This is a genomic window from Frigoribacterium sp. AC394, assembly GCF_979258095.1.
The window spans coordinates 1046286-1067133 of record NZ_OZ409834.1; the positions used below are offsets into that span (position 1 = coordinate 1046286).

Genomic DNA, 20848 nt, shown 5'->3' on the forward strand with positions numbered 1-20848 from the left:
ACCCGGAGCCGGGCGTCGGTGGCGGTTCAGCCGAGGGTCGCGACCGAAGGGTCCCAGTCCTCCGGCAGCTCGGGTGTCGGTTCGAGGGTCGAGTCGACGACGACGCCCTCGTGGCGATCGGCCGACTCGGCGAGCGAGACCATGACGTCGAGCACGTGGAACGCGAGCTCGCCGGGCACCCGCTCGCGTCGACCGCCGCGGATGGCCTGCGCCAGCTCGGCGACGCCGGTGCCGCGGGTGAAGGTCGACCCGCTCGACGGCACGACCGTCGGCTCGTCGGCGCCGGTGTGCACGAGCGTGTCGCCCTCGAACTCGTTCGGGTCGGGGAACACGGCCGTGCCCTCGGTGCCGGCGATCTCGACGAAGCCCGCACGGGCCAGCTTCGAGTCGAAGCTGAAGACCGCCTGCGCGCTCGCGCCGCTCTCGAACTCGAGCAGAGCGCTGATGTGCGTCGGCACCTCGACGGGGAACACCGTGCCCGCCTTGGGGCCCGAGCCGATCGTGCGGGTGTCGCGGGCCTTCGACGACGTCGCCGTGACCTTCGCGACCGGGCCGAAGACCTGCACGAGCGTCGTGAGGTAGTACGGCCCGACGTCGAACATCGGCCCGGCGCCGTAGGCGAACAGGAACTCGGGGCTCGGGTGCCACGACTCGGGGCCGGGCACCTGGAACAGCGCCAGCCCGGTGAGCGGCGTGCCGATGTCGCCGCGGCGGACGACGCGGAGACCCGTCTGGAGCCCGGCGCCGAGGAACGTGTCGGGGGCCACGGCCACCCGCACGCCGGCCTCCTTCGCCGCGGCGAGCAGTCGCGCCCCGCTCTCGCGATCGAGCGCGTACGGCTTCTCGCCCCAGACGTGCTTGCCGGCGGCGACGGCCTTGAGGGCCACCTCCACGTGAGCGGCCGGGATGGTCAGGTTGACGACGATCTCGACGTCGTCGACGGCGAGCAGGTCGTCGACCGATCCGCTGGCCGGGACGCCCCACTTCTCGGCCTGCGCCGCGGCGCGCGCCTCGTCGATGTCGGCGATGAACAGCACCTTCAGATCGGGGAACCGCGTCAGGTTGCCGAGGTACTGGTCGCTGATGACGCCGGCGCCGATGACGCCGACTCCGACGGGCCCGGTCTTCGCCGCGGCGGAGGGGGCCCCCGAGGAGGCGGTGGTCGCGGAGGCGGTGGTCGTGTCGGTCATGCGCGCACCCCGTCCAGGAACGAGTGGCTCTGCTCGAGCGCCGTGAACACGTCGCCGTTGTGGTCGTCGAGCTCGACGACGGCGAGCGCCTGAGGGGCGGCCCGCAGGATGTCGCGGACGGGCATCGTGCCCCGGCCGACGGCGACCTGCTCGGTGTCGTCCTTCGTCTTCGGGCCGTCCTTGATGTGCAGGAACCGCACGCGGTCGCCCAGGCGGGCGAGCAGCTCGGCGGCGTCCACGCCCCCGACCTCCACCCAGTAGGTGTCGATCTCGAGCACGACGTCGGCGGGCAGCGCAGCCGCGAAGACCTCGAGCGCCGGGGTGCCGTCGATGAGGTTCTCGAGCTCGAACGCGTGGTTGTGGTAGCCCACGGTGAGACCGTGCGCACGCGCCGCTTCGGCGACCTCGCCCAGCTCGGCGGCGACGGCCTCGACGTCTTCGCGGGTGATCCAGCGCGTCTCGTCGATGTGCGGGTCGATGACCGTGGAGACGCCGAGGCGCACCGCGGCCTCGAAGATCGGCTGGAGGTCCTGTCCGACGAGCTTGGCGTGGGCGCTCGGCGCGGTGAGGCCGGCGGCCGGGAGGGCCTCCGCGTACTCGTCGACCCGTTCGACGAACCCCCACGGCTCGACCTGCGTGTAGCCGATGTCGGCGAGGCGCTGGAGGGTGCCGGGCAGGTCGGCCGCGATGGCGTCCCTGACGGTGTAGAGCTGGACCGAGATCGGTGATGTCACCTGATGGACTCCTCTTCGAGTGGTGGCGGCACCGACGGGACCACCCCCGTTCGGGAGTCGATCGCCGGTGATCGAGACTCACCATAGGACCGCTTCTGTCGACGCGCAAGCAAAAGTCGTCGTGAATCGACGAGCTTGTCTCGATCGTCATCTCCGCCTGTGCTTTACTGCTCACATGTCCGACACGACCCGGTCGTCGGCGCTGGGGAGCGCCGGCGCGAGCGAGCTCTTCCAGCTGCTCCGCGACGGTCGGCCGCGGACTCGCGCCGAGCTCGCGACCATGACGGGGCTGGCCCGCTCGACGATCGGCCTGCGACTCGACGCGCTCATCGAGCTCGGTCTCGTCGGCCCCTTCGCCGACGCGGTCTCCACCGGGGGTCGCCCGCCGTCGCGGGTCGCCCTCGTCCCGTCGGCCAGGGTGGTGCTCGGCGCCGACTTCGGGGCGGGGCATCTGAACGTCGCCCTGACGGATCTGATGGGCGACGAGCTCGCCGTGCTGCGCACCGAGATCGACATCGCCGACGGTCCGGTCGCCGGGTTGACGGCCCTCCTCACCGCGGCCGACACGCTCCTCTCGGGCTTCAGCCGCAGTCGGGACGACCTGATCGGCGTGGGCATCGGCCTGCCCGGCCCCGTCCAGTTCGGCACGGGCCGCCCCGTGAACCCGCCGATCATGCCCGGCTGGGACGGCTTCGACGTGCCCGGCTGGATGCGGCGTCACCTCGACGTGCCCGTGCTCGTCGACAACGACGTCAACATCATGGCCCTCGGCGAGCGCGGTCACGCGTTCCCCGACACCGACCACTTCCTCTTCGTCAAGGTCGCAACCGGCATCGGCTCGGGCATCATCTCGGGCGGTCGCCTGCAGCGCGGCGCGCAGGGGATCGCCGGTGACATCGGGCACGTGCAGATCCCCCGCGGCGCGGGCATCGCCTGCCACTGCGGCAACGTGGGCTGCCTCGAGGCCGTCGCCTCGGGGCCGGCCATCGCCCGCGCGCTGCGCGCCTCGGGCCGCGACGTGGCCGGAGGTCGCGAGGTCATCGATCTCGTCCGTAGCGGCGACATCGAGGCGATCCAGGCCGTCCGCCAGGCCGGTCGCGATCTCGGCGAGGTGCTGACCGCCTGCGTCAACGTCATCAACCCGTCGGTCATCGCCATCGGCGGGTCGATGGCCCAGGCGGGCGAGCACCTCATCGCCGGGGTGCGCGAGATCGTGTACACGCGGTCGATGCCCCTCGCCACCGAGCACCTCAGCATCGTGCAGTCCCGGTCGGGCGACCGGGCGGCGATGATCGGGGCGAGCATGCTCGCGATCCACCACGCCCTCTCCCCCGCAGCCATCGACGAGCTCGCCGCCGCGGTCTGACCGCACGACGCAGGCGCCCGCTCCGAGCGACACGACCCGACTCCGGACGACACGGTCTCCCCCGGTTCGATCGAGCCGCCTCGACGAGCGACAATGGAGTCATGACCGTCGTCCAGCCCATGCTCTCCCTGTGGGACGACGACGAGACCGAGCCCGCGCCTCCTCGGCGACTCCGTCTCCCCGCGCACGAGACCCGCGTGCTGGCGGACTCGACCGACCGCATCGCCTGGCTCCGGGCCCGCAGCCAGGGCATCACGGCCACCGACGTGGCCCGCCTGTCGAGCGCGAAGGCCGTGCAGGCGGTCGTGCTCGACAAGCTCTACGGCAACGGCTTCGGCGGCAACGCCTACACCGATCACGGTCGTGCGCGCGAGCCCGAGATCGCCCGCTGGGTGCTGCGCGAGCACGGCATCGAGCCCAGCTCGAAGCTGTTCCACGCCGCCGACCAGCGCCGCCACCTCGCGACCCCCGACGGCGTCGCCGTGCGGCCCGACGGCCGTGTCGAGCTCTGCGAGATCAAGACGACCAAGAAGGCGTGGACGAGCATCCCGCGCACGTACCTGCGTCAGGTGTTCTGGCAGCAGTACGTTCTCGGTGCCGAGCGCACCCTCGTCGTCTGGGAGCAGCACCTCGACTTCGTGCCCGTCGACGAGGTGCCCCTCAGCCGCTGGGTCGACCGCGACGACGACGAGATCCACCGCCTCGTGACGCTCGCCGACCACGTGCTCGACACCCTCGCGCGGCAGGCGCCCGTCGACCCCTTCGCGCTCGGTCGCCGCGCGTACGAGCCCCCGCCGTACGACCCGCTGCGCTGACTCCGCGGCCGGGCCGCGCGAGGGTGCTCCGCGCGCCCCGTCGAGACTTCTCCGAGCAGTGACACCGCCGAAACACGTCCGACTCACGGTCGCCCTTTACTGGGGAGGACCCGCGAAGGCCGGCCGTGCACCTGACGTGCACCGCGCCCAGGGGTCCGAGGGAGAGCGATGACGACGACGATGGCGACGACGATGCGCGCGATGGTGATCGACGAGACGGGCGGTGCCGATCGGATCGTCGCCCGAGACGTCCCCCGGCCCCGACGGATCGGCAGCGAGGTGCTGATCGAGGTCGTGGCGGCCGGGGTCAACCGCTGCGACGAGGAGGCGCGCGAGGGTCTCGGGGACGGCGTCGCCCCCACCGCGTTCCCCGCCGTGCCCGGCCACGACTTCAGCGGGGTAGTCGTCGAGACGCCCTACGCCGCCCATCCCCTCCGGGTCGGCGACGCCGTCTACGGCATGACCGCCTTCCCCCGAGGAGGCGGCAGCTACGCCCCCTACGTCAGCGTGCCCGCGCAGTCGGTCACCCGCAAACCCCCCGCGCTCTCGCACGTCGAGGCGGCGGGTGTGCCGCTCGCGGCCCTGACCGCCTGGGGCCTCGTCGTCGACCTCGCCAAGGCCCACGAGGGCCAGCGCATCCTCGTCCACGCGGGCGCGGGCGGGGTCGGGCACTTCGCCGTGCAGTTCGCGTCGTACTTCGGGGCGCACGTGGTGGCGACGGGTTCAGGCCGGAACTCGGGCTGGCTCCGCGAACTCGGAGCGGCCGAGGTCGTCGACTACTCCGTCTCGGAGTTCGACCGCACGGTGCGGGACATCGACGTGGTGGTCGACCTCCTCGACGACGTCGACGTGGCCAGACGATCGCTCTCGGTGCTCCGACCGGGCGGGCTGCTCGTGCACGCGTCGCCGTCGACCTGGCCGGCCGTCGCCGAGCTGGCGACCGAGGCGGGCGTCCGCTCGACGGGCTTCGCGGTGACTCCCGACGCGGCGACCCTGGCGGTCGTCACGCGCCTCCTCGACTCGGGCGACGTCCGGGTGTACATCGACGACGTCTACGACCTCGCCGATGCGGCGGACGCCCAGCGGAGGCTCGCCCAGGGGCACACCCGCGGCAAGCTGGTGCTCCGCGTCGGCGACGAGTGACCCTGCTGCCGGCCGCGTGTCAGACGGCGCACTCGAGCACGAGGTCGTCGTGCTCGCGACCGCCCACGACGAAACGCCTCGCACCCACGGTCTCGAAGCCCCGGCCGGCGTAGAACGCCTGAGCGCGCGCGTTCTCGCCGTTGACGCCGAGCCAGACGGACTCCGCGCCATCGGTGGCGGCGGCCTCGAACACCGCGGCCATCATGCGCGCCGCCACGCCCTGCCCATGCCGGTCGGGCATCACGTAGAACTTGCTCAGCTCGACCGTGGGCCGGGCGGTCACGGCCGTGGCGACGTCGGCGTCGGACGGCTCGCCCTCGATCAGCATCGCGTAGCCGACGACATCGTCGATCTCCTCGTCGACGGCGACGAGGAGGGTCCGCGCGGAGTCGTCCAGGTACTCGGCGAACCGCTCGGCGCTGAGGGTCGTGGTGACGAACCGCGCGATCTCGACGAGGGGCGTGCCGGGTGGGCAGGCGAGAGGGAACGTGACGGCTGCGACGTGCGCGAGTCGTCGGACGTCGGGGGCGGCGGCGAGGCGGATGGAGACGGTCACCCGGCCATCGTGCCAGGGGACGACGAAGGCCGCCCCGCTCGAGAGCGGGACGGCCTGTCGTGACGATCGGTGTGATCGAGGCTGATGCCTAGAAGACGTTGATGTCGAGGGGGATGCCGGGACCGAAGGTGGTCGACAGCGTGCCCTTGGTGATGTAACGGCCCTTCGAGGACGACGGCTTGAGGCGGACGACCTCGTCGAGCGCGGCGTCGAGGTTGGTGTTCAGCTGCTCTTCCGAGAAGCCGGCCTTGCCGATGACGAAGTGCACGTTGGAGTGCTTGTCGACACGGAACTCGATCTTTCCGCCCTTGATGTCGTTCACGGCCTGGGCCACGTTCGGCGTCACGGTGCCGGTCTTCGGGTTGGGCATCAGACCACGCGGGCCGAGGACCTTGCCGAGACGACCGACCTTGCCCATGAGCTCGGGGGTCGAGACCGCGGAGTCGAACGACGTGTAACCGCCGGCGACCTTCTCGATGAGCTCGTCGCCACCGACCTCGTCGGCGCCGGCGGCGAGAGCCGCCTCGGCTGCCGCACCGGTCGCGAAGACGATGACGCGGGCGGTCTTACCCGTGCCGTGCGGCAGGATGACCGTGCCACGGACCATCTGGTCCGCCTTGCGGGGGTCGACGCCGAGCTTGAGCGCGACCTCGACGGTCGAGTCGAACTTCTTCGAGCCGGTCTCGCGAGCGACGGCGACGGCCTCGCTGGTGCTGTAGAACTTGCCTGCCTCGATCTTCTCGGCAGCGGCGCGGTACGCCTTGGACTTCTGAGCCATGCGGAAATCTCCTGATTTCGAGAGTGTGGTTACGAGCCTGGCCGGCTCTCCCACGGATGTCTGGGGTGGTGGGGTGCCCGGGGGCGAGTGCTTACGCGTCCACCGTGATGCCCATGGAACGGGCGGTGCCGGCGATGATCTTCGCCGCGGCGTCGATGTCGTTGGCGTTCAGGTCGGCCTGCTTGGTGGTGGCGATCTCGCGGACCTGGTCCATGGTCAGCTTGCCGACCTTGTCGGTGTGCGGGGTGCCGGATCCCTTGGCGACGCCGGCGGCCTTCTTGATGAGCTCCGCCGCGGGCGGGGTCTTCAGGATGAACGTGAACGAACGGTCTTCGTACACGGTGATCTCGACCGGGACGACGTTGCCGCGCTGCGACTCGGTCGCGGCGTTGTACGCCTTGCAGAACTCCATGATGTTCACGCCGTGCTGACCCAGGGCCGGGCCGATGGGCGGGGCGGGGTTCGCGGCGCCGGCGTTGATCTGAAGCTTGATCAGACCCGTGACCTTCTTTTTCGGTGCCATTCTTCTTTTCCTTCTTGTGGGTGTCGAGCCGGCTGCGGTCGCAGTCCGCTCTCCCGGTGGCCCGCGGGCGGACTCCGGTGATCTGTCGGCGTGGGGTGGTCCGCCCGGAGGCGCACCACGTCACGGAGGTGTTAGAGCTTGGTGACCTGGTCGAAGCTCAGCTCGACCGGTGTCTCACGCTCGAAGAGCGAGACGAGCACCGTGAGCTTGCCGCTCTCGGGTTTGATCTCGTTGATCGTACCGGGAAGACCGGCGAACGACCCCTCTTTGATCGTGATCGTCTCGCCGATCTCGAAATCGACCTCGGCGGGGATGACGCGCTGGGCCTGCTTGCCGCCCTTGGCGCCGCCCTTGACGGGTGCCGGGGTCGTGTCGATCTGCACGAGGCTCTTCAGCATGTTGAAGGCCTCCTCGAAGCGCAGCGGCGTCGGGTTGTGGGCGTTGCCCACGAAGCCGGTGACACCGGGGGTGTGGCGGACGACCGACCAGCTGTCTTCGTTGAGATCGATGCGCACCAGCACGTAGCCGGGGATCCGCACACGGGTGACCAGCTTGCGCTGCCCGTTCTTGATCTCGACGACGTCCTCCATGGGGACCTCGACCTGGTAGATGTAGTCCTCCATGGTCATGGAGACCATGCGGTTCTCGATGTTCTGCTTCACGCGGCGCTCGAAGCCGGCGTAGCTGTGGATGACGTACCACTTGCCGGGCTTGCCGCGCAGCTCGGAGCGGAACTCCTCATAGGGGTCGACCTCGACGGGCTCGGCCTCGTCGTCGGTGGCGACGTCGTCGCCGTCGAGGACCTCGTCGCCGAACGCGGCCTGCGCGTCGGCGTCCTGGACGGACTGCTCGGCCTCGGCGACGACCACGTCGTCGGACGAGGAGTCGATCTGGACGTCGGCGGTGTCCGCCGCGTCGGACTCGACCGCGGCGTCTTCGGCCTCGGTCTCGGCCTCGTCGTCGGTCGCCTCGACGGCGGCCTCCGCCTCGGCGGCGTCGTCGATGTCGAGAGCGTCGTCGACGATGGCGTCGGCCTCGGGGTCGCGGGCCTCGGCCAGCGTGTCGAGCAGACCATCGAGGTCGTCGGTGCTGTCGGTGCCGGCCTCGCCGTCGTCGACGACCGTGATGGCCTCGCTCTCGGCGGGCTCGACGGAGTCCTCGTCGGCGGCCAGCGTGCCGCCCTCTTGGGCCTCTTCGACCTCGGAGGACTGCTCCGCAGCGGTGGCGAGATCGATGTCGTCGCGCTCGTTGTCAGGCAAAGGGTTCTACTTCCGTTCGTGGGGTTCGGATCGGCTGGCCGTCGGGCGGGGCCGGATCACGTGTGGCGTCAGGAGCGACGCCGGACTCAGCTGCCGGTGGGGCCGTTGCCGAAGACGTAGCCGACGACGATGCCGAACACCGTGTCGAGACCGCTGACCAGCGCCATCATGATGACGACGAAGACGAGCACGACGCCCGTGTAGCTGAACAGCTCTTTGCGGGTCGGGGTGACGACCTTCTTGAGCTCGTTGATCACCTGCCGGATGAACAGGGCGATCCGGGCGAAGGGACCGCGACGTGCCGCGGTGTCTTTCTTCGCCTTGTCGACGACGTCCTCGCTGGGAACGTCAACGTCTTTTCTCGCCACTGTGGGTACCTTCCGAGCTCGGCCCGCGGGCCTGTGTCCGTGATTCGGGCCGTCGCGCTGAAACCTGCTGGATCAGTCGCGACGGCCCGACCGGGCTGCAGGGCGGACAGGACTCGAACCTGCAACCTGCGGTTTTGGAGACCGCTGCTCTACCAATTGAGCCACCGCCCTTCGGGGTCGATGCCAAGCCACCAGCGCCTGAACAACGGCGATGAACGACGCCGTGAGGCGCGCAAAAGCTTGGCGATCATCGACCGCCTCGACAAGTGTAGGCGACCGCCCGGGCCGGTGTAAAGCCGAGGCCGCGGGCTAGGCTGGCGGGCGTGACCACGCCAGCGCGCCGCCTCTCGTCCCGCATCGCCTCCATCGCCGAGTCCGCGACCCTGAAGGTCGACGCCAAGGCGAAGTCCCTCGTCGCCGCAGGGCGTCCGATCATCAGCTACGGCCCGGGCGAGCCCAACTTCGCCACCCCCGATCACATCGTCGAGGCGGCGGCGGCCGCGGCTCGCGACCCCCGCAACCACCGGTACTCGGCGGCCGCGGGTCTGCCCGAGCTGCGCGAGGCCATCGTCGCCAAGACGCTCCGCGACAGCGGCACGACGGTCACGACCTCGCAGGTGATCGTCACCAACGGCGGCAAGCAGGCCGTCTACCAGGCGTTCCAGGCGCTTCTCGACGACGGCGACGAGGTCCTGCTGCCGGCGCCGTACTGGACGACCTACCCCGAGGCAATCGCCCTCGCCGGCGGAGTGCCTGTCGAGGTCTTCGCGGGGGCCGACCAGGGTTACAAGGTCACCGTCGACCAGCTCGAGGCCGCCCGTACCGAGCAGACCAAGGTGCTGCTGTTCTGCTCGCCGTCGAACCCCACCGGGGCCGTCTACTCCCCCGCCGAGGTCGAGGCCGTCGGCCGCTGGGCCCTCGAGCACGGCGTCTGGGTGGTCACCGACGAGATCTACCAGAACCTCACCTACGACGGGGTCGTCGCGACCTCGATCACGCAGGCCGTCCCCGAGCTGGCCGACCAGACCATCCTCGTCAACGGCGTGGCGAAGACCTACGCCATGACCGGATGGCGGGTCGGCTGGATGATCGGCCCGACCGACGTGATCGCCGGCGCCGCGAATCTGCAGTCGCACCTGACCTCGAACGTGTCGAACGTGTCTCAGCGCGCCGCGATCGCCGCGCTGACCGGCTCCCAGGACGCGGTCGAGGCGATGCGCGCCTCCTTCGACGCCCGTCGCGCGACGATCGTGCGCGAGCTGAACGCCATCGAAGGCGTCGTCACCCCGACCCCCGAGGGCGCCTTCTACGTCTATCCCGACGTCACCGGTCTGCTCGGCCGCGACTGGAACGGCGTCATGCCCACCACGTCGCTCGAGCTGGCGGACCTCATCCTCGAGCAGGCCGACGTCGCCGTGGTGCCCGGCGAGGCCTTCGGGCCGAGCGGCTACCTGCGGTTGTCGTACGCGCTCGGCGACGACGAGCTGCTCGAGGGCGTCCGACGCCTGCAGCGCCTCTTCGCCTAGCACGGCGCCGACCGACGGGGGGTCGTCCGACCGGACGACCCCCCGTCGTCCGATCCACCCTGGTGCGCCGGTCGTCGACGGCGCACTCTGGTGACATGACCCCAGAACCCGTCGTGCGTGTGCGCGACCTCACGAAGAGCTACGGCACGACCAGGGCCCTGCAGGGCGTCTCGTTCGACGTCGAACCGGGCGAGACCCTCGGTCTGCTCGGTCCGAACGGCGCCGGCAAGTCGACCACCATCGAGATCCTCGAGGGCTACCGGGACCGCACCGGCGGCGACGTCTCCGTGCTCGGCATCGACCCGCGCCACGGGGGGCTCGACTGGAAGGCCCGGCTCGGCATCGTGCTCCAGAGCTCTGGCGACCAGGGCACCGCGACCGTCCGCGAGCAGATCGCTCACTTCGCGGGCTTCTACCCCCGGCCCCGCGACGTCGACGAGGTGCTCGTCGCCGTCGGGTTGGAGCACAAGGCCGACGCCCGGATCCGCTCACTGTCGGGCGGGCAGCGTCGACGCGTCGACGTCGCCCTCGGTGTCGTCGGCCGACCCGAGCTGCTGTTCCTCGACGAGCCGACCACCGGTTTCGACCCCGAGGCCCGGCGTCAGTTCTGGCAGCTCATCCGCTCGCTGTCCTCCGACGGCACGAGCATCGTCCTGACGACCCACTACCTCGACGAGGCGGCCCAGCTGAGCGACCGGGTCGCCGTGGTCACCGGCGGCCGGCTGGTCGCCCTCGGGCGACCGGACGAGCTCGGCGACGAGGAGGCGCGCACGCCCCGGGTGAGCTGGCTCGACGCCGACGGACGGCACGAGGTCCGCACCACCGAGCCCGGCGCCCTGGTCGCCCGCCTGCACGCCGACGGCGGCGAGCCCCGGTCGCTCGAGGTGATCCGGCCGTCGTTGGAGGACGTCTATCTCGACCTGGTGGCGCGAGCGGAACAGGAGGCCGGGGGCGTCGAGGAGGCGCGGGGCGCGACCGACGGACACCGCGCCTCCTCGGCGGGGGTGTCGTCGTGAGGACCCTCGCGCTCGGCGCCAGCCGTACGCGCTACGAGGTGCGCGCCTACTTCCGAGCCGGAGACACGGTGTTCTTCACGTTCCTGTTCCCGATCGTGATGCTGGCGATCTTCTCGACCGCCTTCAGCGCGTCGGGGTCGTTCGGCACCCGGCCCGACGGCAGCGAGGTCGGCGCCGCGGCGTTCTACCTGCCCGGCATGATCGCCGCGGGCATCCTGCTGTCGGGGGTGCAGAACCTCGCGGTCGACATCGCCCTCGAACGCGGCGACGGCACCCTCAAGCGCCTGGCGGGCACGCCGCTGCCCGTCGCCTCGTACTTCGTCGGCAAGCTGGGGCAGGTGCTCGTCACGAGCCTGCTGCAGGTCGCCCTGCTCGTGCTCGTCGCCCGCCTGCTGTTCGGGGTGCCGCTGCCCTCCGACGCCTCGTCGTGGGCGACCTTCGCCTGGGTGTACCTGCTGGGCATCGCCACGTCGGCGCTCGTCGGCATCGCTCTGTCGCGGGTGCCCCGCAGCGGCAAGAGCGCCACGGCGGTGATCGTGCCGATCACCCTCGTGCTGCAGTTCATCTCGGGCGTGTACCTCCCGTTCACCCAGCTGCCCGAGTGGCTGCAGAGCGTGGCGTCGGTGTTCCCGCTGAAGTGGCTGGCCCAGGGCATGCGCAGCGTGTTCCTGCCCGACACGTTCGCGGCGGCCGAGGCCGGCGGCTCATGGGACCTCCCGGGGGTCGCGCTCTGGCTGGCCGTCTGGCTCGTGGCCGGCGCCGCGGCCTCGGTGCTGACCTTCCGCTGGATCAGGAAGGACACGTGACGGGTGCCGGGGTGACCGGGCCGGCGTGGCGGGCGCTAGCGTGACGGGCATGGACAGAGGCCGCAGCGACGCCGAGCAGGCCACCCCGGCGGGCACCGCGATCTCGATGCGGTGGTGGGACGCGGGCCTGGGTCTCACCGTGGTCGTCCTGACCGTGCTCGGCTCGGCGTCGTCGGACCGGCCGACGGAGGCGTCTCTCGGGGTCGTGGCGGGGCTCGTGGTCGTCTGGGTCGCCGTCGTCCGACCGGTGATCCGCCGCGACGACGGGCTGCTGTCGCGATCGGCGGTCGTCGCGGCCTCGGCCGTCGTCGCGGTCGGCGGAGCGGCCGTCGCCACCACGCCCGGATTCGCCGCCGTGCAGGCGTTCCTCATGCCGACCCTGTGGATCCTCATGCCGACGATCCGATCGGCGATCACGGCGAACGTCGCACTCTGCCTGACGATCTCGACCGGCTTCGTGATCAGTCTCGGCTGGTCGCCCGAGACGCTGGCGACCGTGGTGACCAGCGAGGCCCTCTCGCTCGTCTTCAGCATCGCGCTCGGCCTGTGGATCACCACCATCGCCCGGGTCGGGACCGAGCGGGGCCGCCTGCTCGACGAGCTCCGCGAGGCCCAGGCCGAGCTGGCGGCGCGGAACCGCGACATCGGCGGCAGCACGGAGCGCGAGCGACTCGCCCGCGAGATCCACGACACCATCGCGCAGAGTCTCACCGGCGTCGTCATGCTGACCCAGCGCACCCGCCGCACGCTCGCCGAGGGCGACGTCGACGGGGCGCTCGACCGGCTGACCACGATCGAGTCGGCGGCGCGGGAGGCGCTCACCGAGGCGCGCACGCTCGTCGCGGCCACCGCCTCCTCGGGGCTGACCGGTCACGACGTCGCCGCGGCCGTCGAACGCGTCGCCGAGAGGTTCCGACGCGAGAGCGGCGTCGACGTCTCGGTGCGGGTCGAGGCGGTCGATCTGCCGCGCGACCTGCAGGTCGTGCTGATCAGGGTGGTGCAGGAGGCGCTGGCCAACATCCGCAAGCACAGTGCGTCGCCCACGGCTCGGGTCGTGCTCTCCACCCGGCCTGGCACGGCGGAACTGAGCATCGCCGACGACGGGCGCGGGTTCGACCCCGAGTCACCCTCCACCGGCTTCGGGCTGCCCGGTCTGCGCGAGCGGATCGCACTCGCCGGCGGATCGTTCTCGATCACCAGCGGCCCCTCGGGCACGACCGTCACGTGCGGGCTGCCGCTCGAGGCGGGCGCGACCGCCCCGACGCAGCCTACGACGGTCGACGCTCGGCCCGCCTTCGCCGGGGAGGTCCCGACATGACGGTGTTCCGGACGCTGGTCGCCGACGACCATCCGATCGTCCGCCAGGGCGTCGCGGCCCTGCTGGGGGCGACCGACGACTTCGACGTCGTCGGACAGGCGAGCGACGGGCTCGAGGCCGTGGCCCTCGCCGCCGCTCTGCAGCCCGATCTGGTCGTCATGGACCTCCGCATGCCGGGCCTCGACGGCGTCGCCGCGACGGAGGCCGTCCTGGCGGCGCGACCGACCACGCGCGTGGTCGTGCTGACCACCTACGAGACCGACGACCACCTGCTCTCGGCGATCGAGGCGGGTGCGAGCGGCTATCTGCTGAAGGCGTCTCCGGAGGACGAGCTGCTCGCCGGGCTGCGTGCCGTCGTCGCGGGTCAGGTCGCCCTGGCGCCGGCGCTGGCCGCTCGTCTCGTGGGTTCGGCCCGCCGAGGGCCCGCGCCGGACGACGGGGACGACAACCCGCTCAGCCCCCGCGAGACCGAGGTGCTGACCCTGGTCGCGGCGGGCTGCTCGAACCCCGAGATCGCCCGACGGCTGTTCATCGGCGAGCCCACCGTCAAGACGCACCTGGTGCACGTCTTCGGCAAGCTCGGCGTCGGCGATCGCACGCGCGCCGTGACCCTGGCCATCGAGCGGGGCTACCTGCCGAGCGACGGGCGGGGCTAGATCGCGAGGCCGAGGAGCACGGGCTCGGGGTGCAGCACGACTCCGAACTCGGCCGTGACCCGCTGCTGGACGAACCGTGCGAGCTCGACGACCTCGTCGCCCGTCGCCGAGCCCCGGTTCGTGATCGCCAGCGTGTGCTTCGAGGAGATGGCGGCTCCCGAGCCCGGGAGGCGGAAGCCGCGACCGATGCCGGCGTTCTCGATCAGCCAGGCGGCGCTGAGCTTGACCGCCCCCGTGCGTGCCGGCGGCGGCGCGGCCGGCTCTTCGCCGAGCGGCACGACGCGAGGCTCGGCGTCGGGCTCGAGTCGCCATCGAGGGGCGTCGGCAGGCAGCTCGGCCGCGACGGCCCGCGAGACGATCGGGTTCGTGAAGAAGGAGCCGCTGGAGGCGGTGTCGCGGTCGGTCGCGTCGAGCACCATGCCCTTGGCGGCGCGCAGGGCCAGGACGCTGGCCCGTACGTCGGCGACGGACACGCGCGCGCCGAGCTCGACCCCGAGGGCCTTGGCGAGCTGCGGGTAGGCGACCTGCTCGCTGACGCCGCCGTCGTCGACGAGGGCGAACTCGACGGCGGTGACGACGCCGCGTCGCCCCTTCTTGAAGACGCTCGTGCGGTAGCCGAGCTCGAGATTGGCGGCGGGGATGCGCACGAACTCGCCGCAGTCGTCGTCGAGGAAGTCGACGGCGACCAGGGTCGATGCGACCTCCTGGCCGTAGGCGCCGATGTTCTGGATCGGCGACGCCCCGGTCGAGCCGGGGATGCCGCTCAGGGCCTCGAGACCCGACAGCCCCTGGTCGACGGTGGCGGCGACGAGATCGTCCCACGGTTCGCCGGCGGCCACGCGGAGGTGCACGAGGCCGTCGTCGGAGGCGACCCGCTCGACGCCCCGCGTCGCGACGCGGACGACGGTGCCGTCGAACGGCTCGTCGGAGGCGACGGTGTTCGACCCGCCGCCGAGCACGAACCACGGCTCGCCGTCGGACGACGCGTCTCGCACGGCGGAGAGGAGCTCGTCGGTGGTGGTGGCCTCGACCAGGCGAGCGGGGGTGCCGCCCACCTGCATCGTGGTGAGCTCGGCGAGAGTCGTCACGCCAGCGTCACCCCGACCTGGGCCTTGCCCAGGACGGTCTTGTCGGCGTAGGTCACGGTCAGGTCGACGCGCGCGGTGCCCTCCGCCTCGTCGAGGCGGGCGATGGTCGCGATGACGGCGATCTCGGCGCCGACGATCGGGTCGACGACGACAGGACGCGTGAAGCGGACCTGGTACGCGCTGACCCAGCCGAGCACCCCGGCGTCGTCGCCCGCGCCCTCGAGCCACTCGACGACGGGTTGGACGGCGGTGCCCATCGTCAGCATGCCGTGGGCGAGCACGCCCGGCAGCCCGACCGACGCGGCGACGTCGTCGCGGTAGTGGATCGGGTTGAAGTCGCCCGACGCCCCGGCGTACCGCACCAGGGTGTCGCGGGTGACGAGGTACCTCTTGTCGGCGACGACCTGGCCGACCGCGAGCCCGCTCACGAGTCGGACCCGTCGTCTTCGGGGCGGACGACGAGCGTCGACACGGCGGTGACGACGTGAGCGCCGTCGGCGTCGACCATGTCGGACGACGCGGTGACCATCGAGTTGCCACCCAGCGTCTTCACGCCGGTGACCGTGAGGGTCGCCGTCAGCTCGTCGCCGGCGACGATCGGCCGGGAGAGCGAGAAGCTCTGCTCGCCGTGCACCACCCGCGAGAAGTCGATGCCCGCGTCGGGCTCGGCGAGCAGCTGGGCCAGCGTCGCCTCCTGGACGACGACGGCGAAGGTGGGCGGTGCCACGACATCGGCGTGGCCGGCGGCGCGAGCGGCCGCGACGTCGAGCGACAGCGGACTCGTCGAGCCGGTGGCCCGGGCGAATTCGCGCACTTTCTCTCGGCCCACCAGGTACGGCGGCGCCGGCGGGAAGACCCGCCCTGACAACTCGGGATTCACAGACACGCCGACGAGTCTAGCGAGCGGGGTACGCGAGCGGGCCGGTGTCGGTGGCACGGCGTACGGTCGCGTCATGAGCGACTCCAACATCGATCCCGACATCACCCCCGTCGATCCCGCTGCGCCCGAGGGCGACGAGACCACGGCCGACAGCACCACGACGACCCCCGGCGGCGAGACCCTCGGCGGTCAGGCCCCGAGCGGCGGCTCCCCCGCCGGCGAGACTCTCGGCGGCGAACGCCCCGACGCCTCGAACACCGCCTCGAAAGACCCCGAGCAGTGGGTCACGGGCGACGAGCCGATCACCGGCCCGCAGAAGAGCTACCTCGACACCCTCGCCCGCGAGGCCGGAGAAGAGCTGCCCGCCGACATGACGAAGGCCGAGGCGAGTGAGCACATCGACCGCCTGCAGCAGAAGACGGGGCGCGGCGCCTGAGTCCGCGCGGTCGGGGTCTGTTCACGACGACCGGGTCGACGTATGCTCGACCCACGTCTGGGATGGTAACTCGGCGCAGGTGTCCTCTCTCGGTCTGGAGCTGGTTCTGATCCGCTCGCTTCCGCGGCCGGTGGGCACCGGAACACGTGCCCGGGCCTTCCACGGTCCGGGCACGCTTTTCCGTGTCGCCTGCTCACTGCCCACAGCGACCGGGGTCGACAGGTGACGCTGCTCGGCGCCGTCTGGCGCTCATCGCACCCCGGGCCGACCCTGATGGTCACCGTGCTGACCATCGTGCTCGGCGTCGCCGTCGGTCTCCCGCCCGTCAGACTCGCCGTCATCGCCCTCGCGGTGCTGGCCGGCCAGCTGACCATCGGCCTGTCGAACGACCTCCTGGACGCCGAGCGCGATCGTGCCGTGGGGCGTCTCGACAAGCCGATCGCCCGGGGGCTGGTGTCCGCTCGTGCGGTCACGACCATCGCCGTGGCGTGCGCCGTCGTCGCGTTCGCCCTGCCCTTCTCCCTCGGCGTCGGAACGGGCGTGGCCCACGCCGTCCTGGTCGCCTCCGGTCTCGCCTACAACGCCGGGCTCAAGTCCACCGTGGCATCGGTCGTCCCCTTCGTCGTCAGCTTCGGCGTGCTGCCCGCGGTCGTCACGCTCGCCGCGGCGCCGCCGACGCCGCCCGCCGCCTGGGCCCTCGGAGTCGGTGCCCTGTTCGGCGTCGCCATCCACTTCACGAACGTCCTGCCCGATCTCGGCGACGACGCCCGCACCGGCGTCGTGGGGCTGCCGCACCGACTGGGTCGGCTCCGTGCGGGGCTCGTGGCGTTCGGCGCGCTCGGCACGGCGGCGGGTCTCGCGGTCGTCGGGCAGCTCACGAGCGGCGGCGCGGCCGAGCGGCCGTCCGCCATCTTCGCGGTGGGCGGGGCCGCGGTCGTCGTCGCCCTCGCCGCCGTCGGCGCGATCGCGGTCGTGCGAGGGGGCTCGTCGCGGTTGCTGTTCCGGCTGATCATGCTCGCGGCGCTCGTGCTCGTCGCGCAGCTCGCCACGAGCGGCGCGGCTCTCACCGCCGGCTGACCGCAGGCGCCGCGGCGTCGGGCCGACCCGAGGTCGATGGATCCCGGGTCAGGCGAACCGCATCGAGTAGGTGGCGGCCAGCAGCCGTGCGGTCGGCAGGGCGAGGGCGACGCGGAGCCCGTTCTGGCGGACCGCCGAGGCGACCGGTCCGCACGGGCGGCCGAGTGCGGTGTTCAGCTGCGCCTGACGGGCGGCACGCCGGGCCGACCGCCCCCGCGCCTCCTCGTATCGGGCGAACGCCTGAGGGTCGAGGCGACGCCCACCGGCCCGGCGCAGGGCCTGTCGGACCACCGGGACGACCGCCTGCGCGTCGAGCCAGCCGACGTTCATCCCCTGACCGCCGATCGGGCTGATCTGATGGGCCGCGTCGCCGAGCAGGACGACGCGCCCGGCCACGGTCGAGGTCGCCAGCCGGGTCCGCACCGAGAAGGCGCTGGTCATGGTGCTGGTCGCCGCGTCGAGCGGGAGGCCGGTCCGCTCCGTCACGAGTCGCACGACGGTCTCGGCCGACACGTTCTCGGCCGGAGCGTCCGTGGCGACGACGAATCGGCGCACGCCTCCCGGCAGCGGGAACGACTCGACGACCCCGGCGGGTTCGACCGAGACGACGGCCCGGTCGCCGTCGCCCGTGTCGTCGCGGACGTCCGCCATCGCGTAGTGGTCGCCGCGCTCGACGACGGGGGCGGAGATGCCCAGGAGGCGCCGGACGGTGCTGCGGGCGCCGTCGGCCGCCAGCACGAATCGAGCCGCGATCTCGACCGGACCGTCGGGACCGACCCCGTGCAGCACGACGTGCTCGGCGCTCTGCTCGAGCGCTCGCAGCTCGACGCCGCGGCGGAGCGACCCCGGTGCCGCCGATTCGAGCCGGGACCTCAGCAGCCGCTCGGTCTCGGACTGCGGTCTCGCCGCGACGAACGGATACCGACCGTCGGCCGCCCCGAAACCCAGCCGGCCGAGGGTGCGGCCCGAACCCCGCGCCTCGGCGTCGGTGATGCGGACCGCGCCGGCGACGATCTCGTCGGCCAGATCGACGGCCTCGAACGCCCGGAGCGACGGCGGGTGGATGCCGATAGCCCGAGACAGCTCAGGAGGCGCGGTGCGACGCTCCCAGACCACCACGTCGACCCCCTGCCGGGCCAGCAGCAGCGCGGCGAAGACCCCCACCGAGCCGCCGCCCACCACGACGACGTCGTGCATCCGCATCATGCGCGGCCTCCTCCCGGGAGGCGACCCGCCTGCGGAGCCTCGGCCGCCGTCGACTCCGACGCCGCGCCTCCTCGGCCCGCGGCGGGTGTCTCGTGCAGGAGCCACAGGCGGAACGGCTCGCGCTCGACGACCCGCCACCCGGGAGGGGCCACGGCGCGCAGCTCGTCGGCCCGGAAGCTCCGCCGGATCGATCGCAGGCCGTCGACCCGGACGAACGACCGGCGGTCGAGCACCAGGCTGCCGAGCCAGTAGCCCAGGTACGCGAGGCGCGCCCGCCGGATGTCGCTGTGCACGACGAGCCGGTCGGCCAGCAGCTCGCTGTCGGCGAGCACCGACTCGCGAGCCTCGTCGTCGAGGTGATGCAGCACGTGATTGGAGATGACCACGTCGAAGGTCTCGCCCGCAGCCACGAGCCCGCCGCTCGACACGCAGCGGTACTCGACGCCGGGCTCGGGCCGACGGGACGCCCACGCATGGGCCCGCTCGTCGGGATCGACCGCCACGACCTGCAGCGGGAGACCGTCGCGACGGGCGCGGCGGACCAGCCATCGTGCGACGTCTCCGCCGCCCGAGCCGAGATCGAGCACCCGCAGTGTCCGCTCCGCCGAGAGCAGGGGGCGCAGCAGCTCGCGGTAGACCCGCCCCCACCCCGCGACGACGCCGTTGACGAGCGGGAACGCCGCGTAGGTGCGCTCGAGGCGGCCGAGGTCGCACGCGGGGTCGTCCATCAGCTCGACGAGCCCGACGTCCCGACGACTCAGGTCGATGGGCGGTCCGCCCCGCACCGCCTCCGCCGCTCGGCTCACGACGCGACCCGGCTGCGGAACGAACCCGTCTCGACCGTCAGCCCGGGTCCGAACGCCATCGCGACGATCCTCTGGGGCCGAGGAGGCGCGGTGGACGACCACGCGCCTCCTCCGCTCTCGAGGGCTTCGCGCAGCACGAAGAGCACCGTCGCGCTCGACATGTTGCCCGAGTCGCGCAGCACCCGACGCGACGCCGCGATGTGCGCGTCGTCGAGGCCGAGTCGGCTCTGCACCCGGTCGACGATGCTGCGGCCACCGGGGTGCACGGCCCAGAGATCGACGTCGGCGGCGCTCAGGCCGTCCACCCAGAGTGCGGCGAGGGCCTCGTCGACGTGCTCCTCGACGATGTGCGGGACGTAGCTGCTCAGCACCATGTCGAAGCCGCTGTCGCCGATGCTCCAGGCCATGTCGCCCTCGCCGACCGGCGTCAGCACCGTCTCGAGGGCCTCGACGTCGAGCACCCGGCTGCCGGCCGGTGCGGGTCGGGCCGTGACGATGACGGCGGCGGCTCCGTCGGCGAAGACGGACGACGCGACGATCGCGTCGGGGTCGGACGAGCTGCGGAGGTGCAGCGTGCAGAGCTCGGCGCAGACGACCAGCACGACGGCGTCTGGATCGGCCAGGCACGTGTCGCGGGCCGAGCGGATCGCGGGGAACGCCCCGTAACAGCCCATGAAGCCGATGTGCAGCCGCCGGGTCGACGGCGCGAGCCCGAGCGCCCGGACGAGCAGGTAGTCGGGCCCCGGGGCGAAGAACCCGGTGCACGAGACCGTGACGACGTGCGTGACGTCGGCGGCGGTGATCCCGTCGGCGCGATCGAGCGCGTCGCGCGCGGCCGCCTCGAAGAGGGCCGGGCTGCGCTCGACGTAGACGTCGTTGCGGGCCCCGGTGCCGGGGTCGAGAATCAGTCCGGTCCCGGGGTCGAGGAAGACGGGCGGGGTCGCGGCGCCTCCGTCGTCGGTCGCGTCGGTCGCGGTCGCGTCGGTCGCGGTCGCGTCGGTCGCGGTCGCGTCGGTCGCGGTCGCGTCGCGCACGGTCGCGCCGAGCTCGTCGATGACCGTGTGCCGCGTGTCGATGGCGGCGGCGTCGAAGACGGAGCCCACCAGCCGGGTCGCCAGCCGGCTCAACCCGGGTTGCGAGCGGAAGACGTCGCGGATGTGGTCTTGACGGATGACGGTGTCGGGAACGGCGGTGCCGATGCTGCGGATGCTGACGGGGTCTGCTTGAGCGGACATACGTCATGCTATGCCGCCGCCGCTGGCACGCGACCGGTAGGAGAGCGGTCGGGTCGACACCGCATG

At 72.1% G+C, this 20848-nt stretch carries 23 protein-coding genes and 1 tRNA gene; 10 read left to right on the forward strand and 14 right to left on the reverse strand.

The features are described 5' to 3' along the window. Window positions 1-26: 26 nt before the first annotated feature. Entirely contained in the window at window positions 27-1190 is a 1164-nt protein-coding gene (locus ACZZY9_RS04725; RefSeq protein WP_243214570.1) for a Gfo/Idh/MocA family protein, read from the reverse strand. Continuing rightward, window positions 1187-1924, reverse strand: a complete 738-nt coding sequence (locus ACZZY9_RS04730) for a sugar phosphate isomerase/epimerase family protein (protein WP_192058766.1) — start codon at window positions 1922-1924, stop codon at window positions 1187-1189. Before ACZZY9_RS04730 ends, ACZZY9_RS04725 begins: the two co-directional genes overlap by 4 nt. Window positions 1925-2099: 175 nt before the next feature. On the opposite strand from ACZZY9_RS04730, the gene ACZZY9_RS04735 reads away from it, so the two are divergent. The 3 genes from ACZZY9_RS04735 to ACZZY9_RS04745 all read left to right on the forward strand — a co-directional run bounded on the left by ACZZY9_RS04735 (window position 2100) and on the right by ACZZY9_RS04745 (window position 5248). Next, window positions 2100-3290 (forward strand): ROK family transcriptional regulator, encoded by a 1191-nt coding sequence (locus ACZZY9_RS04735; protein WP_463463182.1) that lies wholly within the window; start codon window positions 2100-2102, stop codon window positions 3288-3290. A gap of 101 nt (window positions 3291-3391) precedes the next feature. Further along, complete coding sequence (locus tag ACZZY9_RS04740; RefSeq protein WP_463463183.1) at window positions 3392-4105, forward strand: YqaJ viral recombinase family protein; 714 nt, start codon at window positions 3392-3394, stop codon at window positions 4103-4105. Between the two features lie 168 nt (window positions 4106-4273). After that, window positions 4274-5248, forward strand: a complete 975-nt coding sequence (locus tag ACZZY9_RS04745; RefSeq protein ID WP_463463184.1) for an NADP-dependent oxidoreductase — start codon at window positions 4274-4276, stop codon at window positions 5246-5248. Window positions 5249-5267: 19 nt separating this feature from the next. Here the strand turns inward: ACZZY9_RS04745 and ACZZY9_RS04750 are convergent, their stop codons facing one another. From ACZZY9_RS04750 to ACZZY9_RS04775, 6 genes are all read right to left on the reverse strand, one after another. Continuing rightward, window positions 5268-5804 (reverse strand): N-acetyltransferase family protein, encoded by a 537-nt coding sequence (locus ACZZY9_RS04750; RefSeq protein ID WP_463463185.1) that lies wholly within the window; start codon window positions 5802-5804, stop codon window positions 5268-5270. 88 nt (window positions 5805-5892) lie between these two features. After that, window positions 5893-6582, reverse strand: a complete 690-nt coding sequence (rplA, locus tag ACZZY9_RS04755) for a 50S ribosomal protein L1 (protein WP_055795799.1) — start codon at window positions 6580-6582, stop codon at window positions 5893-5895. 91 nt (window positions 6583-6673) lie between these two features. Further along, a complete protein-coding gene (gene rplK, locus ACZZY9_RS04760; RefSeq protein ID WP_055795796.1) occupies window positions 6674-7105 on the reverse strand; it encodes a 50S ribosomal protein L11 in 432 nt (143 codons plus the stop codon). A gap of 131 nt (window positions 7106-7236) precedes the next feature. Beyond that, a complete protein-coding gene (nusG, locus tag ACZZY9_RS04765; RefSeq protein WP_463463186.1) occupies window positions 7237-8364 on the reverse strand; it encodes a transcription termination/antitermination protein NusG in 1128 nt (375 codons plus the stop codon). Between the two features lie 86 nt (window positions 8365-8450). Next, window positions 8451-8732 (reverse strand): preprotein translocase subunit SecE, encoded by a 282-nt coding sequence (gene secE, locus ACZZY9_RS04770; protein WP_055795792.1) that lies wholly within the window; start codon window positions 8730-8732, stop codon window positions 8451-8453. A gap of 98 nt (window positions 8733-8830) precedes the next feature. Continuing rightward, window positions 8831-8903 (reverse strand) — tRNA-Trp (locus ACZZY9_RS04775). Window positions 8904-9055: 152 nt separating this feature from the next. Between ACZZY9_RS04775 and ACZZY9_RS04780 the strand changes: the two genes are divergently transcribed. From ACZZY9_RS04780 to ACZZY9_RS04800, 5 genes are all read left to right on the forward strand, one after another. Then, on the forward strand, window positions 9056-10258 hold the full coding sequence (locus tag ACZZY9_RS04780; RefSeq protein ID WP_463463187.1) for a pyridoxal phosphate-dependent aminotransferase: 1203 nt from the start codon (window positions 9056-9058) through the stop codon (window positions 10256-10258). Between the two features lie 95 nt (window positions 10259-10353). Continuing rightward, the gene (locus ACZZY9_RS04785; protein WP_463463188.1) at window positions 10354-11274 is read left to right on the forward strand and encodes an ABC transporter ATP-binding protein; all 921 of its coding nucleotides are present in this window, start codon (window positions 10354-10356) and stop codon (window positions 11272-11274) included. Then, entirely contained in the window at window positions 11271-12080 is an 810-nt protein-coding gene (locus tag ACZZY9_RS04790) for an ABC transporter permease (RefSeq protein WP_463463189.1), read from the forward strand. Before ACZZY9_RS04785 ends, ACZZY9_RS04790 begins: the two co-directional genes overlap by 4 nt. Before the next feature lie 49 nt (window positions 12081-12129). Then, window positions 12130-13398, forward strand: coding sequence for a sensor histidine kinase (locus tag ACZZY9_RS04795; RefSeq protein ID WP_463463190.1), 1269 nt, complete (start codon window positions 12130-12132; stop codon window positions 13396-13398). After that, on the forward strand, window positions 13395-14054 hold the full coding sequence (locus ACZZY9_RS04800) for a response regulator (protein ID WP_463463191.1): 660 nt from the start codon (window positions 13395-13397) through the stop codon (window positions 14052-14054). The genes ACZZY9_RS04795 and ACZZY9_RS04800 overlap by 4 nt, the downstream gene beginning before the upstream one ends. Here ACZZY9_RS04800 and ACZZY9_RS04805 read toward each other — a convergent pair. Genes ACZZY9_RS04805 through ACZZY9_RS04815 form a run of 3 tightly spaced genes read right to left on the reverse strand, consistent with a single transcriptional unit; the run spans window position 14051 to window position 16028 of the window. Next, on the reverse strand, window positions 14051-15142 hold the full coding sequence (locus ACZZY9_RS04805) for a UDP-N-acetylmuramate dehydrogenase (RefSeq protein ID WP_463463192.1): 1092 nt from the start codon (window positions 15140-15142) through the stop codon (window positions 14051-14053). The two genes, ACZZY9_RS04800 and ACZZY9_RS04805, sit on opposite strands and share 4 nt — an antisense overlap. After that, a complete protein-coding gene (locus tag ACZZY9_RS04810; RefSeq protein ID WP_463463193.1) occupies window positions 15139-15570 on the reverse strand; it encodes a MaoC/PaaZ C-terminal domain-containing protein in 432 nt (143 codons plus the stop codon). Before ACZZY9_RS04810 ends, ACZZY9_RS04805 begins: the two co-directional genes overlap by 4 nt. After that, the gene (locus tag ACZZY9_RS04815) at window positions 15567-16028 is read right to left on the reverse strand and encodes an FAS1-like dehydratase domain-containing protein (protein WP_463463194.1); all 462 of its coding nucleotides are present in this window, start codon (window positions 16026-16028) and stop codon (window positions 15567-15569) included. Before ACZZY9_RS04815 ends, ACZZY9_RS04810 begins: the two co-directional genes overlap by 4 nt. Before the next feature lie 94 nt (window positions 16029-16122). On the opposite strand from ACZZY9_RS04815, the gene ACZZY9_RS04820 reads away from it, so the two are divergent. Together ACZZY9_RS04820 and ACZZY9_RS04825 are read left to right on the forward strand one after the other, a co-directional pair. Continuing rightward, a complete protein-coding gene (locus ACZZY9_RS04820) occupies window positions 16123-16458 on the forward strand; it encodes a DUF3072 domain-containing protein (RefSeq protein WP_463464638.1) in 336 nt (111 codons plus the stop codon). A gap of 222 nt (window positions 16459-16680) precedes the next feature. Then, the gene (locus tag ACZZY9_RS04825) at window positions 16681-17535 is read left to right on the forward strand and encodes a UbiA family prenyltransferase (RefSeq protein WP_463463195.1); all 855 of its coding nucleotides are present in this window, start codon (window positions 16681-16683) and stop codon (window positions 17533-17535) included. Window positions 17536-17583: 48 nt separating this feature from the next. On the opposite strand, the gene ACZZY9_RS04830 is transcribed toward ACZZY9_RS04825, so the two are convergent. The 3 genes from ACZZY9_RS04830 to ACZZY9_RS04840 are packed head-to-tail and all read right to left on the reverse strand — an operon-like array spanning window position 17584 to window position 20782. Further along, a complete protein-coding gene (locus ACZZY9_RS04830) occupies window positions 17584-18741 on the reverse strand; it encodes an FAD-dependent oxidoreductase (RefSeq protein ID WP_463463196.1) in 1158 nt (385 codons plus the stop codon). Then, entirely contained in the window at window positions 18738-19547 is an 810-nt protein-coding gene (locus tag ACZZY9_RS04835; protein WP_463463197.1) for a class I SAM-dependent methyltransferase, read from the reverse strand. Before ACZZY9_RS04835 ends, ACZZY9_RS04830 begins: the two co-directional genes overlap by 4 nt. Next, complete coding sequence (locus ACZZY9_RS04840; protein WP_463463198.1) at window positions 19544-20782, reverse strand: type III polyketide synthase; 1239 nt, start codon at window positions 20780-20782, stop codon at window positions 19544-19546. The genes ACZZY9_RS04835 and ACZZY9_RS04840 overlap by 4 nt, the downstream gene beginning before the upstream one ends. Between the last annotated feature and the right edge of the window lie 66 nt (window positions 20783-20848).

What these genes read in the sequence shown, in the direction of transcription:
- ACZZY9_RS04725 (WP_243214570.1), bottom strand. Translation starts at nt 1,190, where the DNA reads ATGACCGACACGACCACCGCCTCCGCGACCACCGCCTCCTCGGGGGCC.
- ACZZY9_RS04735 (WP_463463182.1), top strand. Translation starts at nt 2,100, where the DNA reads ATGTCCGACACGACCCGGTCGTCGGCGCTGGGGAGCGCCGGCGCGAGC.
- ACZZY9_RS04740 (WP_463463183.1), top strand. Translation starts at nt 3,392, where the DNA reads ATGACCGTCGTCCAGCCCATGCTCTCCCTGTGGGACGACGACGAGACC.
- ACZZY9_RS04745 (WP_463463184.1), top strand. Translation starts at nt 4,274, where the DNA reads ATGACGACGACGATGGCGACGACGATGCGCGCGATGGTGATCGACGAG.
- rplA (WP_055795799.1), bottom strand. Translation starts at nt 6,582, where the DNA reads ATGGCTCAGAAGTCCAAGGCGTACCGCGCCGCTGCCGAGAAGATCGAG.
- rplK (WP_055795796.1), bottom strand. Translation starts at nt 7,105, where the DNA reads ATGGCACCGAAAAAGAAGGTCACGGGTCTGATCAAGCTTCAGATCAAC.
- ACZZY9_RS04785 (WP_463463188.1), top strand. Translation starts at nt 10,354, where the DNA reads ATGACCCCAGAACCCGTCGTGCGTGTGCGCGACCTCACGAAGAGCTAC.
- ACZZY9_RS04795 (WP_463463190.1), top strand. Translation starts at nt 12,130, where the DNA reads ATGGACAGAGGCCGCAGCGACGCCGAGCAGGCCACCCCGGCGGGCACC.
- ACZZY9_RS04800 (WP_463463191.1), top strand. Translation starts at nt 13,395, where the DNA reads ATGACGGTGTTCCGGACGCTGGTCGCCGACGACCATCCGATCGTCCGC.
- ACZZY9_RS04830 (WP_463463196.1), bottom strand. Translation starts at nt 18,741, where the DNA reads ATGATGCGGATGCACGACGTCGTCGTGGTGGGCGGCGGCTCGGTGGGG.
- ACZZY9_RS04840 (WP_463463198.1), bottom strand. Translation starts at nt 20,782, where the DNA reads ATGTCCGCTCAAGCAGACCCCGTCAGCATCCGCAGCATCGGCACCGCC.